General features: G+C 59.1%; 14 protein-coding genes and 1 pseudogene. 10 read left to right on the plus strand and 5 right to left on the minus strand.

Features of this window, described 5'->3' with window-relative positions; all coding sequences use genetic code 11:
* Positions 1-399: 399 nt before the first annotated feature.
* The 4 genes and pseudogenes from AC6I1V_RS17825 to AC6I1V_RS17840 all read right to left on the minus strand — a co-directional run bounded on the left by AC6I1V_RS17825 (position 400) and on the right by AC6I1V_RS17840 (position 4200).
* Positions 400-543 (minus strand): hypothetical protein, encoded by a 144-nt coding sequence (locus tag AC6I1V_RS17825; protein ID WP_486854629.1) that lies wholly within the window; start codon positions 541-543, stop codon positions 400-402.
* Positions 544-986: 443 nt separating this feature from the next.
* A pseudogene (locus tag AC6I1V_RS17830) lies at positions 987-1714 on the minus strand (IS5 family transposase); the annotation flags it as partial.
* 681 nt (positions 1715-2395) lie between these two features.
* Entirely contained in the window at positions 2396-3301 is a 906-nt protein-coding gene (locus tag AC6I1V_RS17835; RefSeq protein WP_302551881.1) for a LysR substrate-binding domain-containing protein, read from the minus strand.
* A 398-nt stretch (positions 3302-3699) separates the two neighbouring features.
* Positions 3700-4200 carry a GTP cyclohydrolase gene (locus AC6I1V_RS17840; RefSeq protein ID WP_486854775.1) on the minus strand — a complete coding sequence of 167 codons (501 nt, stop codon included), beginning with the start codon at positions 4198-4200 and terminating at the stop codon, positions 3700-3702.
* 327 nt (positions 4201-4527) lie between these two features.
* Between AC6I1V_RS17840 and AC6I1V_RS17845 the strand changes: the two genes are divergently transcribed.
* The 5 genes from AC6I1V_RS17845 to AC6I1V_RS17865 all read left to right on the plus strand — a co-directional run bounded on the left by AC6I1V_RS17845 (position 4528) and on the right by AC6I1V_RS17865 (position 10928).
* Positions 4528-6162 (plus strand): L-lactate permease, encoded by a 1635-nt coding sequence (locus AC6I1V_RS17845; RefSeq protein WP_486854776.1) that lies wholly within the window; start codon positions 4528-4530, stop codon positions 6160-6162.
* 1100 nt (positions 6163-7262) lie between these two features.
* The gene (locus AC6I1V_RS17850; protein WP_308771842.1) at positions 7263-7709 is read left to right on the plus strand and encodes a MarR family winged helix-turn-helix transcriptional regulator; all 447 of its coding nucleotides are present in this window, start codon (positions 7263-7265) and stop codon (positions 7707-7709) included.
* 8 nt (positions 7710-7717) lie between these two features.
* The gene (locus AC6I1V_RS17855) at positions 7718-8860 is read left to right on the plus strand and encodes an MFS transporter (RefSeq protein WP_337430583.1); all 1143 of its coding nucleotides are present in this window, start codon (positions 7718-7720) and stop codon (positions 8858-8860) included.
* Between the two features lie 722 nt (positions 8861-9582).
* Positions 9583-9843: a BTB/POZ domain-containing protein KCTD2 gene (locus AC6I1V_RS17860; RefSeq protein WP_302551876.1), complete on the plus strand. Its 261-nt coding sequence runs from the start codon at positions 9583-9585 to the stop codon at positions 9841-9843.
* A gap of 227 nt (positions 9844-10070) precedes the next feature.
* Positions 10071-10928: a helix-turn-helix domain-containing protein gene (locus AC6I1V_RS17865; RefSeq protein ID WP_497737295.1), complete on the plus strand. Its 858-nt coding sequence runs from the start codon at positions 10071-10073 to the stop codon at positions 10926-10928.
* 275 nt (positions 10929-11203) lie between these two features.
* Here AC6I1V_RS17865 and AC6I1V_RS17870 read toward each other — a convergent pair whose 3' ends face one another.
* Complete coding sequence (locus tag AC6I1V_RS17870; protein ID WP_302551874.1) at positions 11204-12613, minus strand: sigma-54 interaction domain-containing protein; 1410 nt, start codon at positions 12611-12613, stop codon at positions 11204-11206.
* A gap of 318 nt (positions 12614-12931) precedes the next feature.
* Between AC6I1V_RS17870 and AC6I1V_RS17875 the strand changes: the two genes are divergently transcribed.
* From AC6I1V_RS17875 to AC6I1V_RS17895, 5 genes are all read left to right on the plus strand, one after another.
* Positions 12932-13369, plus strand: a complete 438-nt coding sequence (locus AC6I1V_RS17875) for an OsmC family peroxiredoxin (RefSeq protein ID WP_479859657.1) — start codon at positions 12932-12934, stop codon at positions 13367-13369.
* 10 nt (positions 13370-13379) lie between these two features.
* Positions 13380-14804 (plus strand): dihydrolipoyl dehydrogenase, encoded by a 1425-nt coding sequence (lpdA, locus tag AC6I1V_RS17880; RefSeq protein ID WP_486854968.1) that lies wholly within the window; start codon positions 13380-13382, stop codon positions 14802-14804.
* A gap of 173 nt (positions 14805-14977) precedes the next feature.
* On the plus strand, positions 14978-15370 hold the full coding sequence (gene gcvH / locus AC6I1V_RS17885) for a glycine cleavage system protein GcvH (protein WP_486854969.1): 393 nt from the start codon (positions 14978-14980) through the stop codon (positions 15368-15370).
* A 317-nt stretch (positions 15371-15687) separates the two neighbouring features.
* The gene (locus AC6I1V_RS17890) at positions 15688-16713 is read left to right on the plus strand and encodes a DMT family transporter (protein WP_497737296.1); all 1026 of its coding nucleotides are present in this window, start codon (positions 15688-15690) and stop codon (positions 16711-16713) included.
* Positions 16710-16970, plus strand: a complete 261-nt coding sequence (locus tag AC6I1V_RS17895) for a hypothetical protein (protein WP_486854649.1) — start codon at positions 16710-16712, stop codon at positions 16968-16970. The genes AC6I1V_RS17890 and AC6I1V_RS17895 overlap by 4 nt, the downstream gene beginning before the upstream one ends.
* Positions 16971-17000 lie beyond the last annotated feature (30 nt).

Genomic DNA, 17000 nt, shown 5'->3' on the forward strand with positions numbered 1-17000 from the left:
GGATGCCAAAAGTTGCCGCATGCCGGATGCCAATACGGAATAAAGCCTATAGAAAACTTTCATTGAGAGAAAATAAGGGTCTTGTCAATGCATTTTTATTCATTGAATAATCAATCTATGGCGTTCAGGAATGTATTTTTCATTTCCCTTGATGCAGTGCCGGCTTTCAGCGTGTTATAACAAAATGGAATGGACCCTTTTGGAAGCCTATGCTGACATTGCAACTTGTGCGGAAGAGAACATGCATGCAGCGGGTGCCTCTCATGCAGATTGCCCAACCGTTGCGCTGGCGGCGGGCTTCCGTGGGCCTATGCTTTTCTGGTGCCGGGTGGATGGGGGAGGCGTGGCTTTGCCGCATCTAATGTTTTTGCCTCTGTCTGATTATATGACAGTTTCATCTCACAGCGCGGTAAAGGTACGGCCTTTTTCTCCAGCTTTTCCTTTGTCGGAATCCAAGGTTAAGGCGTTTTGTCGGCACTTCTTTGGAGCTTCAAGGAAAAAAGCACCAGCCATTTTTATGGCACAGCCATGTTTTTTGATCACGCCGCCATCTTCCGGTTGTTTTCTCTGCATTTTGGGGTAGGGGAGGGGGGAATGCCGTGAAAGCGATCTGAAAGAATGGCCTGATGGTATAACAATATAATGGGAACGCTTTCACGTTGAAAATACGCTTCCGAGTGCGGAAAGCAGGCGTTCGCTGAGAAGGCATAAGCACACTGTATTTGCGTTGCTCAATGCCGAAGCGGGCGTGTCTTACACTTTAGAAGTGTAAATTTTTAAAATTAATCGCCTCTGTCAGAGTATCTGGTTGTTTCATCTCCGCAATATTCTGAAAAATACATACTTTTTCTCCCATTTTTTCGCTGGCGGACTCCACGATTTTGGGGATGTTATTGGTTGTTTCCTTGGAATTTCAAGAAATAAAGCATCAACCGTTTTCTATGACACAGCCAATTGATTTGCTCTAGGGGCTGTCTCTAAATAGTTTACTGGAGCCAAATAAGGCATGATGCCAGCATGACAGATGCTTTAAAAGTTATGGCCAGCTTATCATATCGAGTAGCAACTCTGCGAAATGATTTAAGCCTGGCAAAAAAACATTCAACAAGATGGCGCTCTTTGTATACATGACTGTCATACTCTCGTTGAATCCGTCGGCCTGGCATTGGCGGAATGACCACTTCGTGATTTTGGCGTTCCGCCAATGCCAGTAGCTTATTGGCATCATATGCTCTGTCCGCAAGGAGCTTTTCTGCCAGTAACCCTTCTATCAGGCCACATGCGGGAACAATGTCATTTACATTCCCTGCGGTAATGTGAATGCGCAAAGGATTGCCGAGGGCGTCAACCACAGCGTGCACCTTGGTGGTTAATCCGCCTTTACTGCGACCGATCTGCTGATGGAAGTGCCCCCTTTTGCGCCGGTAGCGTGTTGGTGCAGCCTGATAAAGGTGGCGTCAATAATTATAGCCTCAGGATCGGCGTTTATGGATAACATTCGAAGAATGTCATCCCAGACTTCAAGTTTAGCCCATTGGAGGAAGCGTTTATGTACCGTTTTCCAGGGCCCGAACTCTGGATGTAAGTCCCGCCAGGGCGCTCCTGTTTTCATGAGCCACAGGATGGCGTTAAACATCAGACGGTCATCCTTACGTTTGCGGCCTCTGGTTTCCGTACGGGTCTTTACCAGCATAGGCCCGATTATGGCCCATTTTTCGTCTGAAATGTCGTGTCTGCTCATGCCAGACATCAAAACAACAGAAAAACGAAAAGTCGAGAACTTATTTAGAGACAGCTCCTAGGGCGTGTTCACGCTATGCCGAGTTTTTCCCATGACTGAGGTGGGTTGAAGAAACATTCAGCATCGCTCGAAATCTGATATAATCATTTGTAAAAATTATGTTTATTCCCTGTTTTCGGGAACAGGCCCAGCGTGTCCCCCACCCAACGGGGCGTTGCGGGATTCCTTTCGTTTCTAAAAAAGGGGGGCCGCATTCCATACAATATTCCATACAAAAGGAGGAATCCGTAACCGTCGGTGCAGGGGCTGAGGTGTCCATCATTCTAGGCTGTGTCATCATTTTACATATAATTATTTGAAATTATTGAAATAATCTTTTTATAACTTTGAAAAAACAGTTCAGGAGCTTCAATAGATTATATCTAATTGACGACACGGCCTAGAGTGCTCATTGGCACCAATCATCCGGTAGGGAAGCCTCCTCCGCAGCGGACTGCGGCGCGGCTCCTCACGAGGGAAGTTGTCAGGGCTCGCGGGTGATGCTTCCGGTTCTGCTGGAAAGAGCCGCTGTGAGCCGGGAAAGGGGGCCTTGGAAGCCTGCGGCACCAAGCCGCATCTATTTCCCGGCAGGATCGGCTTCCGCACAGGAAGCCCTCAGGCGAGCCTTTCGTTTGCCAAGGCTTCCTCTCCTCCGGGGAGGAGCTTGAGCCAAGCCTGCGCAGCGGAAGACAGGACGGCCCCGCGCCTCCAGACGAAGGCGGCGCGCCAACGGAGTTCCTCCTCATCAAGAAGGGCGATGTGGATGTTGGGGAGTTCCCGCCGTTCGAGCTCAAGGCGGGGGAGGAGGGCGACGCCGATGCCCGTCGCCACGAGGGTCATGATGAAATCAAGCTGGCCGCTGCGCAGGCACTCGTTGAGCTTCAGCCCGCGCTGGCGGCAGACGGCCTCGATGCGGTCGTTGAGCAGGAAGCCCTGCTCGAAGCCGATGAAGGCGTTGTCGGCCAGCTCATCCATTTTGAGGCGTTTGCGATCCGCGAGGGGATGATCCGGGGGCATGATGACCATGAGCGGTTCGTCCCGGATCTGGAGCCACGAAAAATTCGGCGGGACGGGGAGGAGGGTGACGGCAATATCGAGATCCCCTGAAAGCACCATCGGTTCCAGCGAGGCGCAGCCCTGTTCCTGAAGCGAGATGTTGATGCCGGGGTAGAGCTGTCGGTATTTGGAAAGCAGATCCGCGAACAGGATGCCGCTGGCGACCGGGGGGAAGCCGATGCGGAGCACGCCTTTTTCGAGTTTGTGCAGGGCGGCGACGTCGGCTTCGAGCGCTTCAAATTCCTGAAGGATGTTGAGGGCCCGCCGATAGACGATTTCCCCTTCGACGGTCAGCCTGACGCCGTTGCTGGCCCGCTCGAAGATGCGGACTCCAAGGCGATCCTCCACGGCTTGGACGGCTTTGCTCACCGTGGGCTGTACCGCGTGCACAGTCTGGGCGGCACGGGAAAAGCCTCCCTGCCGGGCCACTTCCACCAGTATTTGCAACGTGCGGATATTCAGCATCTATTCTTTCCGTGCATAGTGTTGATGAGCGTTTTTCATTTCACAGGAAAAACCTTTTGGCCTAATATCATGCCTCATGGGTTTCCGGCATCCCAATCCATTCTTTTTTATGGGATTTTGCTGCACGCCTTCCTTATGGTCCGGCGTCCGGCAAGCGGGTTTTGTGCGCCTGCGGACGCATGGGGAGGCTTTCCCATGCCGGCCGCCCAACAGCGTTTCATGTCCGGCACCGAGACAAATCCGGCGAAGCTCCGCATGGGGTTGTAGCCGGATCGGAGTACATCGGGCTCCCTGCTTTTCAGGGATTCCTTTACCTTGGGCGGCCATGCCGCCCTTTTGCTTTTGGGGCCGGGCGGAAAGGCGTCCATGCGGCCTCGCCCGCGTGCCGCAACTGCTCCCTATTCCTTTCCTTCATGGCATTCTTTCCAGCGTTGCGTGAGCAGGCCGGCGATTTCCGCCTGCGCTTGCGGGGCGCGCATGCCGTGCATGGCGAAGACGCCCCACGGGAGCGACGCGCAGTCTCCAGCCGCCGCTCCTGCGATCTTCCGCATCAGCCCATCCCGGATCCCGTCGTCCCGGATAAGCACGGCTGCGGTGCATGAAGCGTCGAACCGTTTGTTTTCAGCGGTGGTTAGGACGATCTCTCCAAGCCGCCCGTCCTTATCCGCCTGCGTGGAAAATCCGCTTGCGGCGGAGGCTATGCGCGCTTTCCATGATCGCCCTTCGGGGTCGGACTCCAGATCGATCCTGATGCCCTTGGCTTTTTGCAGCAATGCTCCGGGGATGGCGGGCGGCTCCGGCGCCTGTGGTCGGAACAGTGCCGCCACGGTGACGATGGAGATGATAACCCCGCAAAACAGTAATGGTATTTTCCAGCCTGTGGCCCGGTTGTCGGTCACGTCGTCTTCCTCGCATGGGTCGTCCGGGGTGGGGGCCTGAAAGCCAACCCACGCCTTTTGATGGTTTTTTGCCCCCTTTCACCTTTGTGGGCAAGCGGATGCGAAAACGTTTTACTCCATGAAAAGGGTGGTAATCAAGCAGGATAAAATCATTATTCCATTTTGGAATGATGTTGATGGAAAATATTCATTTCTCGAATGCCCCCCGTTCAGCGTAGAAAACAACACGTCAACAGGAGCCGCACGCCGCACAACAGCCGGGCATTGCAGGAAAATGCCGTCAATCAGGCATGGGGGCGCGCTCCGTAAGCCTTACAGGGGGAACATATGCCTTGGGTTCAACAGTACGCGCCGGTGGGCGGCGTGGTCGCTTCGGCATGCCTCGCGGCGATTCCGCTCATCATCCTTTTTTACATGCTGGCCGTCAGGAAGGCCAAAGGCCACGTCGCGGCGGCGGCAGGCCTCATCGGTGCGTTGATCGTCGCGGTGGCGGTGTGGGATATGCCGGTTTCCTTGGCGATCAGTTCCACGCTCAACGGCGCCGCCTTCGGGCTGTTCCCCATCGTCTGGATCGTGATCACGGCGGTGTGGGTGTACAACATGACCGTGGAGTCCGGCGAATTCGAGATCATCAAGGACTCGCTGGCCCGGCTCACCGATGACCGCCGCCTGCAGGCGCTGTTCATCGCTTATGCCTTCAGTTGCTTCATCGAAGGGACGGCGGGCTTCGGCACGCCGGTGGCCATTGCCGCCGCCATGCTGGTGGGGCTCGGCTTCACCCCGCTGTGGGGCGCGGGCATCGCGCTCATCGCCAATACCGCACCCGTCGCCTTCGGCGCCATCGGCGTGCCACTCATCGTGGCGGCCTCCGTATCCGGCCTTGATCAGATGACCGTGAGCGCCATCGCGGGCCGTCAGCTCCCCATCCTCGCCCTCATCGTGCCGCTCTGGGTCTGCGTGACCATGTGCGGCTTCAAGCGCAGCATGGAAGTGCTGCCCGCCATCATCGTGGGCGGCGTGTGCTTCGCCGGGGCGCAGTTCCTGCTCGCCAACTACCACGGCCCGACCCTGCCCGACATCGGCTCGGCCATCGCCACCATCGTGGGCCTCGTGCTGCTGCTCAAGGTCTGGAAGCCCTCGCGCACGTTCCGGTTCGAGGGCGAGCCCGAATCCAACCTCAGCGGCTCCGGCTATCCCGCTTCGGTGGTGCTCCGTGCGTGGGGCCCCTACATCGTGCTGGCGGTCTTCGTGTTCTTCTGGGGCCTGCCGCAGTTCAAGAACATTCTGAACGCCGTCCCCGGCGCGAACCTCAGCTTCGGCTGGCCCGGCCTGCACGGCGAAGTGATGAAGACCGCGCCCATCGTGGCGCAGGACAGCGTTTACGGCGCGATGTTCGCGTTTAACTGGCTGTCCGCCGGCGGCACCGCCATCCTGCTTTCCGGCCTCGTCTCCGTGCCCATGATGCCGAACTACGGTTTCGGCAAGGCCATCGCCTGCTTCATGCGCACGCTGCGCCAGCTGACCTTCCCGATCGTGACCATCGCCATGATCCTCGGCCTCGCCTATCTGATGAACTATTCCGGCATGAGCTCCACGCTTGGCCTGGCCTTCACGCACACGGGCGGCCTGTTCCCGTTCTTCTCGCCGCTGCTCGGTTGGCTCGGCGTGTTCCTGACCGGTTCGGACACCTCCTCGTGCGCCCTGTTCGGCGGCATGCAGAAGGATACCGCCACGGCGGTGGGCATGTCTCCCGAACTTGCCGTAGCCGCCAACGCTTCCGGCGGCGTCACCGCGAAGATGATTTCGCCGCAGTCCCTGTCCGTCGCCACGGCCGCGACCAACATGGTCGGGCAGGAAGGCAACCTGTTCCGCTTTACCATCGGGCACAGCATCGCCATGACCCTCGTGCTCTGCGTGCTCACCTACCTTCAGGCTGGGCCTTTGAGCTTCATGCTGCCGTAGCTGGGGTGGAAGAATGTAACCTTGGGGAGGGTAAGGAAAGGGGTGTCGGGGCGTCGCCATCGGCCAGTCCGGCGGCTCGTCCGACGGAACGGTTCCCTTGGGGCCGCCGCTTGGGCCGCCCCTCCTCCCTCTTCCTCCCCCCCCCAAAAAAATACCCCTCCGCCTCCCAAGGGTTGTATAAAGTGGAAGGAGACGCGGAGGGGACTGTCGGCACGAAAGGAACGGGCCGGGCGATCCATGAGATCGTCCGGCCTGTTTTGTTAGGCTCTGTTATAGTATGTGGTTGTTTCATCTCCACAGTGCGGTGAAAAGTAGAGCCTTTTTTCCAGTTTTCCCCTTGGCGGGATCCACGGCTGAGGCATTTTTCTGCTTATTCCTTTGGAGTTTCAAGGAAAAAACATCAACCATTTTTATAACACAGCCTTTCGTTATGGGTTTCAGACTGCCGGGGGGGGGGAGGCTCCTAAAGCAGCCCGCTTGAGGGCCCTTCCTCGTTCAGGCTGCTGGGCGCGCGGGGCGGCTGAGGCAAGAAGCCTTTCGTTGTAGGGGGATTTTGGTGGGGCAATGCTTGGCGAACGGTTCGTCAGAACGATGCCTAGCGGTAAAATGCAGGCAAGCAGGCAATGCCCTGCGTGAGCGGTTCTGCCCAATTTGACTTGAGTTAACTGAGCTAAGATGAAATCAATATCCTGCGCGAACGGCTCGGCCTGCAAGGAGCCCTTCATTATGAGGGTGTTGCCGGAAAGGTTCGGCTTCACAGGCGGGAAAGATTTTCCTTGCCAAGTAATCCTTATAAGGATAATCCGTTTACGTACTACTTTGGCGATGAAGTTTGGCGCACGGCACGGGGCCTTTGAGTCTAGCCTGTGTCCCCCATGCCGGGGTCTGTTTTTTCAAGGCTGTGTCCTAGAAAATGGTTGATGCCTTTTTCCTTTTTGGGATGCACGATCAACCTTGAAGTTCCAAAGGAATAACCGACAAAATACCTTAGCTCTAGATTCCGCCAATGGGAAAACCGGATAAAAAGGCTGTATTTTCATCGTGCTTTGGAGATGAAACAACCATATACTATGACAGAGCTTTTTTCAAAAGAGGTGGGCATGTACGATACGGGGAAAGCCTTTTACCGTCATTATGAGTATATTCAGAGAGAAAACAGCCTGTATTCGCGCTGGTTCCAAAAGCGGGGCCTGTCATATCCGCAGTTCCTGATCCTTGATGCGGTGCTCAGGAGCCCAGAAGGGGCGGAACCCACGGCGTTGGCTGAGGAATGTTTCATGCCCAAGCAGACCGTCACGGGCCTTCTTGATCAGCTTGAGCGGGCGGGGTTCATCCGCCGGGAGCGCTGCAAGACGGACAGGAGGCGGACGCGGGTTTTTTGCCTGCCTGCGGGCGACGTTTTCGTGACCGGGATTATGGAAGAGCTGGCCCGCCACGAACAGGCCGCGCTCGCCTCGCTTTCCCCCGATGATATGGAAATGTTCAACAACGTGTACGCCGCCATTGTCGACGGCCTTGAGAAACATCTTTTTTCCGATCCTTCGTGAGGTCTTTCATGCCTGTTTCCCGTTTCGATTGTCCCCCGCCCGGCAGGGCCGAACAGATAACCACGCGCATCGCCTACCTTATCCTTGGCGTGGGCGTGTCCTCATGGGCCGCGCTGGTTCCCTACGCCAAAGCCCGGCTCAGCCTCGACGAAGCCGTCCTCGGCATGTTGCTCCTGTGCGTGGGTGCGGGGTCGTTGCTTTCCATGCCGTTTACCGGGCTCATTTCCGGGCGGTTCGGATGCCGGAAAGTCATCCTTGTTTCCGGCACCATCTTTCTGGCGCTGCTTCCGCTGCTGGCTTCGGTGGAGTCCGTTTGGCTGATGGCCCTGTGCCTTTTCCTTTTCGGGGCGTCCATCGGGATGATGGACGTGTCCCTGACCATTCAGGCCGTCTTTGTGGAGCAGGCCGCCGGGCGGGCCATGATGTCCGGCTTCCACTGCCTGTACAGCGTGGGCGGCATTTGCGGGGCCGGGGGCATGGCGCTGCTGCTGGGGTTCCTGCCGCCGCATCAGGCCATGCTCTCCGTTTGCGTGTCCATGCTCGCGCTGTTGGCGGCGTTCGGGCGGCATTTCCTGCCTTACGGGAGCGAGGGCGAAACCCCGTTGTTTGTGGTTCCGCGCGGCATCGTGCTCCTGATTGGGGTGTTGTGTTTCATCATGTATCTGAGCGAGGGCACCATTCTGGACTGGGGCGCGCTGTTCATGACCGCCGAGCGGGGCACGGAAGCCTCCCGCGCGGGTTTGGCCTTCGCCTGTTTTTCCGTGGCCATGACCACCGGGCGCCTGTTTGGCGACCGTATTGTGCAGTCCCTCGGTGACGCCCGCGTCCTCCTGTACGGCAGCCTTTGCGCCGCCTTCGGGTTTGGGCTGGTGGTCGCCGTGCCGTGGGCGTGGGCTTCGCTCGCCGGGTTTACGGTGGTCGGGCTCGGCGTTTCAAACATCGTGCCCGTGCTTTTCTCGGCTACGGCCCGCCAGAAGTTCATGCCCCTGAGCCTTGCCGTGTCGGCGGTGACGACCATCGGCTACCTCGGCGTGCTCGCGGGGCCGGCGCTCATGGGGTTTGTCGCCCATGCCACCAGTCTTGTGATCGTCTTCTGCATTACGTTGGCCTTGATGTGCTTTGTGGCGGTCGTGTCGCGGGCCGTTCCTTAATGGGAGGCCGGATTCCCCGAACGGCTCCGTCACGGGATATGATTGTTTCGTCTCCACAATAGATTGAAAAGGCTGTGTCCCAGAAAATGGCTGATGTTTTTTTCCTTGAAATTCCAAAGGAATAACCAGAAAAAACGCCTCAACTATGGATTCAGCCAAGGGGAAAACTGGAGAAAAAGGCTGTCTTTTCACCGTGCTGTGGAGATGAAACAACCGCACACTATGACAGGGCCATTGAAAAACAGCCTTTTTATCTGGTTTTTCCGTTGCCCGGCTTCATGGCTGAGGGATTTTGTTGGTTATCCTTTTGGAATTGGCTGTCCATAGAAAATGGCAGATGCTTTTTTCCTTGAAGTTCCAAGGGAATAACCGGCAAAATGCCTTGGTTATGGATTCCGCCGAGGGAAACCGGAGAAAAAGGCCGTATTTTTACCGCGCTGTGGAGATGAAACAACTACATCCTATCAGGGCCTTGGGATTTTAAGGAAGAAGGCATCAACCGTTTGCTGTGGCCCAGCCTTCCCAATCAGGGAAAAATCTTCGCGGCGGATGGTTCCAACATACTGCCGTTATGTGACTGCACCTGTTGGTTGCCGGAATGTAAACCGGCGGTTGGTGGCGATTGGAAAGGGGATCGGGCAAACAGGACTTGTCGGAAAGGCTCCCAAATGGCATCGGAAAGCCGCCCGGCAGGAAATCTTTTTTAAAGGAGTATCCCTTTTATGAGAAAGTTGATCGTATGCGCGGCTGTGGCCCTGACGCTCGGAATGGCTGGCTTGGCTCAGGCCGGATGCACCGCCGAGGAAGCCCAGCAAAAGGCTACGGCCTTTGCGCAGGCCGTACAGGCCAAATCGCAGCAAGACCCTGAGGGGTACGCCAAGGTGATGCAGGAGCTTCAGCCTGAGCTTCTCCAGCTCCAGCAGAAGCAGGACGTTGATGCGCTGTGCGCGTTCTACGATAAGGCCCTTTCCAAATTAAAGTAATACTCCGTATATTTTACGGATACACGATCGGCGGGCGCCTTCCGGGGGGCCCGCCGTTTGCTTTGCCGCTGCGTGGAGGAATCCCCACGGTATTTAATAATACACTGTCATTTCATCCTTTTTTGGTGATGCTTGTCTGCCGGCATATGCCGCCAGCCGGGAAATGCCCGCCGTGCCCTTTCTTCTCATGGATTTGACTTATCCGCCGGAAACGCTATAGACGCCCGATGACGAGGAAGCATCTCAATATCGGCGGAAAAATACAGGCACGCCGGAAGGCAATGGGCCTTTCCCAAGAGGAACTGGCACAGCTTACGGGCGTATCGCGCCAGTCGGTCACCAAATGGGAAACCGGGCAGTCCGCACCGGATCTGGACAGGTTGGTGGAGCTTGCCGATGTGCTCGGCGTGAGCCTCGATTTCCTGCTCAGGGGGCCGCAGCGGGTTTCCTCCCCCTCCTTGTCACCTTCTTCTTCTTCTTCTTCTTCTTCTTCTTCTTCTTTCATTGCTGGGGATTCCCCGCCCCTTGTTGAGGAGTGCCCGCCGGGCGTGTCCGGCATTCCCCAAGAGACGGCCCCTTCCCTGACAGGGGCGGGTTCAGCCGTTGCTGCGGAGAGCATTGCCTTCTGTGGGCAGGTTTCCCCTGTTGCATCTGGAAAAGAAGCCGATCCCCTTTTCGGTATTGCGGGATGTCCCTCGGTACCGCTTTCCGGGGTTACGGGGCTTTCCTCCGGCCTGCCGGAAACGCCCCTTCCTGAATCCGCCTCGTCCGATAAGCCGATGTTCCCTGCTTCTCCGGCCCGTCCTGAGGGTTCTGGGGGGCATGGTTCCGATCTTCGGCCTCTCCTGCGCCATGCCGCCGCGATATGCGGGATCGTGCTGTTCATGATCGGAGGGTTTGGGCTGCTGGCCCTTTGGACGCTTTCCCTGATGCATCCCGTGCAGTTAACGGACTGGGATGGTTCGCGTCATACGGGCCTGTGGGGATTTCTGCTTGCCCACGAAATCCGTTCCTTGTTTTGGGTGGCTTCTGGCCTGCTGGCCTCCGGCGTTGCCCTTGCCGTCGGGGTGTGGCGGGTGCGGTAGTTTTTTGGGGGTTGTATGCGGGCTGGGAGAGCTTGGAAATTGGGAGGGGAGGTGGAATCTTTCTTCAAAGGCTGTGCCATAGAAAACGGTTGATGTTTTTTCCTTGAAGCTCCAAAGAAATAATCGGCAAAATACCCTAACCTTGGATTCAGCCAAGGGGAAAACTGGAGAAAAAGGCTGTATGCCCACCGTGCTGTGGAGATGAAACAACCACATACCGTGACGGAGCCTCTCCAAAAAGATTCCCCCTCCCCAATCTTCTCATTCCCCTTCGCCTATCTCCCCATGCCGAGCCGCTTCATCTTGCGCTGGAGGGTGCGCAGATTCAGGCCGAGAGCCTCGGCTGCGTCGCCCCTGCGCCAGCGGCAGCGTTCAAGAGCCTGCCGGATCATGCGCTCCTCAAGCTGAAGCGTGGCGTTCTCAAGGGTAAGCCCCTCGTGATGCAGGGCGGGAAAAAGCAGATCCGTCTTGCCTGCATCTCCGAGGGATTCAAGGGCCACATCCCCGAAGGCCGTGTAACGGTCGAGAAAATTGTGCAGCTCGCGCACGTTGCCGGGCCAGTCGTAATGCTCCATCGCCAAACGCACCTGGAGCGGCAGGGCGCAGGTGATGCCCTTGCGCTCCATGTAGGCCTCGACAAGCAGCGGGATGTCCCCGTGCCGCTCGCGCAGGGGCGGCAATGTGATGGAAAGCACATGGACGCGGTAATAAAAATCCGAGCGCATCTTTTTTTCCAAAACCATTTTTGAAAGGTCTTGGTTCGTGGCCGCGACCAGACGGAAGGACGAAACCTTGGGGGTGTTGCTACCGACAGGGGTATACATCTTGTTTTCGATGGCCCGGAGCAGTTTTACTTGGAGATGGATGGGCAGTTCGCCGATCTCGTCAAGGAACAGCGTGCCGTTGTGGGCCGCCCCGATGTATCCTTCCTTGTTGGCATGCGCTCCGGAGAAGGCCCCCTTGGTGTGCCCGAAAAATTCACTCTCCAGAAGCTGTTCGGGAATGGCCCCGCAGTTGACCGGGACGTAGTTGCCCTTCCGGGCGCTGTACTCGTGGATGGCCTTGGCGACGAGATCCTTGCCCGAACCGGTCTCGCCGTAAATGATGACGTTGGTGTCCGTTTCGGCGGCCTTGAGGATGAGGCCGTATACCCTCCGCATGGCCTCGCTTTTGCCGACGATGTTTCCCAACCCGTAGAGATTGCTGACGGAAGCCTTGAGCTGGCGGTTTTCTTCCTTGAGCTCAAGCTCTTGGAACTTCTGTTCGCTGATGTCCATCATCAGCCCTTCGAGGTAGCGCAGTTCGCCGTCGGCGTCGAAAACCCCCTCGCCCTGATCCCATATCCATTTCAGCCGCCCGGACGGGAGCGAAACCCGGTACATCACCTGATAGGGCTGGTGCGCGACAATACTGTCATAGATGTTCCGGCGCGTCTTCTGGAGATCGTCGGGATGCATCATACGCTCGATGGTATTGTTGTTGTTCCGCACCATGTCCTCGGCGGGGATGCCGAGCAGATCATAACTGCCTTTGCTGACGAATTCCAACGTATATTCAAGGCGTTCCGATATGATAGGGTCGGTGCGGTCCACGCGGCAGCGATAGGCCAGACCCGGCAGGTGGTTGAGCAGCCTGACGTAGCTTTCCTCCACGGCAAGGCCGGGAACGGATGCGAAGAGTTCCATCGGATTCTCCCCTGAATGATTTGTCGTCTTTAGCGACATTTTTGTCGCTTCTGTTGTGCAGTATTTCACGTTTTAGGGCGGACGGCAAGGCCAGATGCGGGGGGAAACGGCCCATGCCGGTGATTCGCTCTTTTTTTCTCAAGAAAGATGTACGGATAGGGAAACAGGATTTTCCGGGGGGATAAAGCCGGGCGGAGGGGAGGGCGGCAAAGGCCCCGGATGGCGTTGGCATCCAAAATGCAAAAGAAAAGGCAGCCAAGGGAAGCCAAACGCGGCCAGCGCCGCCATGTTCCGTAATCCATCCGGGAGGATATGCCCATGTCACACGAACTCAGCGTTTCCATCGCCCGCCGGGGCGCCAAAGTCGATCTGGATATGGAATCCGCCGCTTTCGGCGTCATTTCCATCGACGGGGAGCAGATCCCCGCCGAAGAACGGCCCGGCACGGCCAAGAAGCTGCTCGCCTCGTCCGCGCTCTACTGTTACTGCGCGGCGCTGGACAAGGCGCTCGAAACCCGCAGCGCCAAGTACCGCCGCATCGAAGGCAAGGCCACGGTGCGCACCGGCACGGACGACAAGGGCCGGGGCCGCGTGACCGGGATCGATCTGGACGTGACCGTGTTCATGGATCAGGAATACGAGTTCATTTTCGGCCGCGTGGAAAAGATCATGAAGCAGGGCTGTCTGATCACGGGCTCGCTCGAAGCGGCCTTCCCGGTGAAATACAACCTGAATCTCGAATGCGACGAGGACTAGGAGGCGCGCCATGTCCATACGCCTGACCGTCATCGGGGGAGGCCCCGGCGGGTACACGGCCGCCTTTGCCGCCGCCCGCGCCGGGATGTCCGTGACTCTCGTGGAAAGCGGGAACCTCGGCGGGACCTGCCTGAACAACGGCTGCATCCCCACCAAGACGCTGAAAGCCTCCGCCGACGCGCTGGAGCTGGCCTTGCGCCTGTCCCAGTTCGGCATCACCGGGCAGGGGGTTCCGGCTGTGGACCCCGCCGCCGTGCTGGCCCGCAAGGAAAAGGTCTGCGCCACCCTGCGCGGCGGGCTTGAAAAGGCTTGCGCAAGCCTCGGCGTCCGGCTCCTCAAGGGGCGAGGGCGCCTCGTCCATGCGGGGCTGGTGGAAGCCTCCACAGCGGAAGGCCCGGTTTCCGTTGAGGGTGACCGCGTGATCCTCGCTACGGGTTCGGGCGCGCTGGAACTTCCCGGCCTGCCCGTCGATCATGCGCACATCCTGACCAGCGACGACGCGTTGGCGCTCGACCGGGTGCCCGCGTCCATCGCCATCGTGGGCGGGGGCGTCATCGGCTGCGAGCTGGCGTTCATCTATCAGGCCTTCGGGTCCAAGGTCACGGTGGTGGAAGGACAGAACCGCCTGTTGCCCCTGCCTTCCGTGGATGCGGACATGAGCGCGCTGCTCCAGCGGGAAATGAAGAAACGCCGCATCGGTTGTGAACTGGGCCGGACGCTCAAGGACGTCCGCGTGGAAGACGGCGTGGTCAAGGCCGTACTTGGCCCTTCGCCGTTCATCAGCGACCCCACGCCCGCGCAGGTGAAGGAAACGCCCATCGAAGCCGAAACCGTGCTGGTCACGGTGGGGCGCACGTCCAATACCTCCGGCCTCGGCCTGGCGGAAGCCGGGGTCGCCGTGGACGGGCGGGGCTGGATACGGGCCGACGATCACATGCGCACCTCCCTCCCCGGCGTGTATGCCGTGGGCGACGTACTGGGCCCTTCCAAGATCATGCTGGCCCATGTCGCCGCCGCCGAGGGCCTGTGCGCCGTGCGCGGTTGCCTTGGGCATGAAGGGCGGATGGACTATTCCGCCGTACCGTCCGGCATTTTCACGTCGCCCGAAATCGGCTGCGTGGGGCTTACCGAAGCGCAGGCTTCCGAGGCGGGCCGCGACGTGCGCACGGCCACGTTCCAGATGCGCGAGCTCGGCAAGGCGCAGGCCATGAACGAACTCCCCGGCATGTTCAAGATCGTTTCGGACGGGGCCACGGGCAAAGTGCTCGGCGTGCACATCGCCGGGGCCCATGCCACGGATCTCATCGCGGAAGCCGGGCTTGCCCTGCGTCTGGGCGGGTCCGTACGGGACATCGCCGCAACCATCCACGCCCACCCCACCTTGGCGGAGGGCCTGTATGAAGCCGCGCTTTCCCTCGTCGAGGCCGCCGGATGAGCCATTGAGGAAGGGCTGGGAAACGATCCTGAAGAAAGAGGATCATCCCCCACGCTTCCCCTCCGCAAAGGCTTTCGTGTTTACCGAATCCCGGCTCGCGGCGTCCCCGAAGCAGATTCCCTTTGGGATACAACGCCGTTCAAATTGGATATATTCCAAGAAAGGAACCCCCCATGAAAAGCAACGAAGACCTCAATCTCCCCGAATCCCTCCGCTACACCGCCGAGCACGTCTGGGTGCGCATGGACGGCGGCGAAGCCGTCATCGGCATCAGCGATTTCGCACAGGATCAGCTCGGTGAAATCGCCTTTGTGGATCTGCCCGCAGTGGGTACGCGGTTCGAGGCCGGGAGCGACTTCGGCACGGTCGAATCCCTCAAGTCGGTCAACCAACTGTATATGCCCATCCCCGGCGAGGTCGTCGCCGTGAACGAGGAACTGGAAAGCACGCCTACGCTGGTGAACGTTTCCCCCTATGGGGAAGGCTGGATGATCCGCATCCGCCCGGACGCATCCGCCGAATCCCTGCTTGATGCCGCCGGGTACCGTGCCCTCCTCGGACTGTGAACCATACCTTTCCCCCTTTCACCGAACTGGCGAACGGCGGCCCGCCCCGTCCGCCGGGAAACGCCGTTTTTGACGAACCCCAGCCGTGCCCCGGTCTGGATTTTCGGGAACGCCTCCCGCCTGAAACACGTAGGGGTTCCCTCCGGGAATGCCTTCCCGTCTGAAGAACGACAGGGACTCCCTCCGGGCAGCCTCCCCACCAGTCGAAAATCTTTGAAGAGAGAGGGGAGGGGTCTGGGGAGGGGAGAGGGAAACTTTCTTAGAAAGTTTCCCTCTCCCCTCCCCAGCCAACCCCACACCCCAAAAGGACGCCGACAATGACCAACCTCGCCAGCCTGCGTGAACAAAAAGAACTGCGCTACGCCAAGAAAGGGCTGGCGCTGGCCCTGATGTCCGGCATGATCTGGAGCTCCGACGGGCTGATCCTCGGCAAAGGGCTGGCGGAAGAACCGTTCGGCAACCCGGCGCTGTGGCTGTTCGCGCCGCTCCTCGCCGCCGGGCTCCATGACTTCTGCGCCGCGTGCCTCTCGCTGGCGATCAACGGCGCGCAAGGCAAGGGCCGGGAAGTGATCCGCACGCTCCGCAGTAAGGCGGGGAGGGCCTGCATCTGGGGGGCGCTGCTCGGCGCTCCGCTCGGCATGGGCGGCTACCTTATGGCCCTGTCCATGGCTGGCCCGGCGTACGTCCTGCCCATTACGTCGCTTTATCCCGCCATCGCCGCGCTGCTGGCCCTCGTCTTTCTCAAGGAGCGCGTCAGCCTCAGGGCGTGGGGGGGCCTCGCGCTGTGCGTGATCGGGGCCATCGCCATCGGCTACACCCCGCCGGAAGGGGCCGGGGGCGGCCTGTTCTATCTTGGGATCGCCTTCGCGTTCCTCGCGGCGTTCGGCTGGGCCGCCGAGGGCGTGTGCGTCACCTCGGGTATGGACTTCATCGAGCCCGCCGTGGCCCTGAACGTCTATCAGATCGTGTCCAGCCTGCTCTACGCCGGGATCATTGTCCCGCTGGCCCTGTGGCATGTGAGCGCGTCCGCGCCGGGCTGCGACATCCCCGGCCTGCTGGCCCGCGCGTTTTCGAGCCCCGGCGTGGGGTGCTTCGCACTGGCGGGCGTTGTGGGCTGCATCTCGTACCGCTGCTGGTACAAGGCCATGAACATGGCGGGCGTGAGCCGGGCCATGGCCCTTAACATCACCTACGCCCTGTGGGGCGTGCTGTTCGGCGCGCTGTTCACGGACGTCGAAATCACCCGCAGCCTCGTGATCGGGGCCGCCGCGATTTTTGCGGGCATGTTCCTCGTCATCGGCAACCCGCGCGACATCATCAACCTCCGCAACGTAAGCCCATGAAACAACCCATCCGATTGACCATCGCGGCGCTGCTGCGCGACGGCAAGCCCCGCACCGCACGGGACGTCTACGAAGCCCTGCGCCCGCAGTACCCCGGCGAACGCCAGCTTTCCCCGGACGCCGTGGACGGCCATTTGCAGGCGCTCAAGGCCGTGGGCATCGTCCGCATCGTCGAGGAAACGCTTGAGGCCGGGACGCTCACGCAGCGCTATGCGCTCAGCGGGTACGGCAAGGGCCGCGTCGAGCTCTTCCTCTAACGCCAAAAGCCGAAAAACGTATCCGCCGCC

Source organism: Bilophila sp. T19-St14 (genome assembly GCF_059728385.1).

Excerpts from the sequence above, each read along its gene's own strand:
- gcvH (WP_486854969.1), top strand. The coding sequence starts at position 14,978 with ATGAAAAGCAACGAAGACCTCAATCTCCCCGAATCCCTCCGCTACACC.
- AC6I1V_RS17895 (WP_486854649.1), top strand. The coding sequence starts at position 16,710 with ATGAAACAACCCATCCGATTGACCATCGCGGCGCTGCTGCGCGACGGC.
- AC6I1V_RS17865 (WP_497737295.1), top strand. The coding sequence starts at position 10,071 with ATGACGAGGAAGCATCTCAATATCGGCGGAAAAATACAGGCACGCCGG.
- AC6I1V_RS17850 (WP_308771842.1), top strand. The coding sequence starts at position 7,263 with ATGTACGATACGGGGAAAGCCTTTTACCGTCATTATGAGTATATTCAG.
- AC6I1V_RS17845 (WP_486854776.1), top strand. The coding sequence starts at position 4,528 with ATGCCTTGGGTTCAACAGTACGCGCCGGTGGGCGGCGTGGTCGCTTCG.
- AC6I1V_RS17860 (WP_302551876.1), top strand. The coding sequence starts at position 9,583 with ATGAGAAAGTTGATCGTATGCGCGGCTGTGGCCCTGACGCTCGGAATG.
- lpdA (WP_486854968.1), top strand. The coding sequence starts at position 13,380 with ATGTCCATACGCCTGACCGTCATCGGGGGAGGCCCCGGCGGGTACACG.
- AC6I1V_RS17855 (WP_337430583.1), top strand. The coding sequence starts at position 7,718 with ATGCCTGTTTCCCGTTTCGATTGTCCCCCGCCCGGCAGGGCCGAACAG.
- AC6I1V_RS17835 (WP_302551881.1), bottom strand. The coding sequence starts at position 3,301 with ATGCTGAATATCCGCACGTTGCAAATACTGGTGGAAGTGGCCCGGCAG.
- AC6I1V_RS17875 (WP_479859657.1), top strand. The coding sequence starts at position 12,932 with ATGTCACACGAACTCAGCGTTTCCATCGCCCGCCGGGGCGCCAAAGTC.
- AC6I1V_RS17870 (WP_302551874.1), bottom strand. The coding sequence starts at position 12,613 with ATGGAACTCTTCGCATCCGTTCCCGGCCTTGCCGTGGAGGAAAGCTAC.
- AC6I1V_RS17890 (WP_497737296.1), top strand. The coding sequence starts at position 15,688 with ATGACCAACCTCGCCAGCCTGCGTGAACAAAAAGAACTGCGCTACGCC.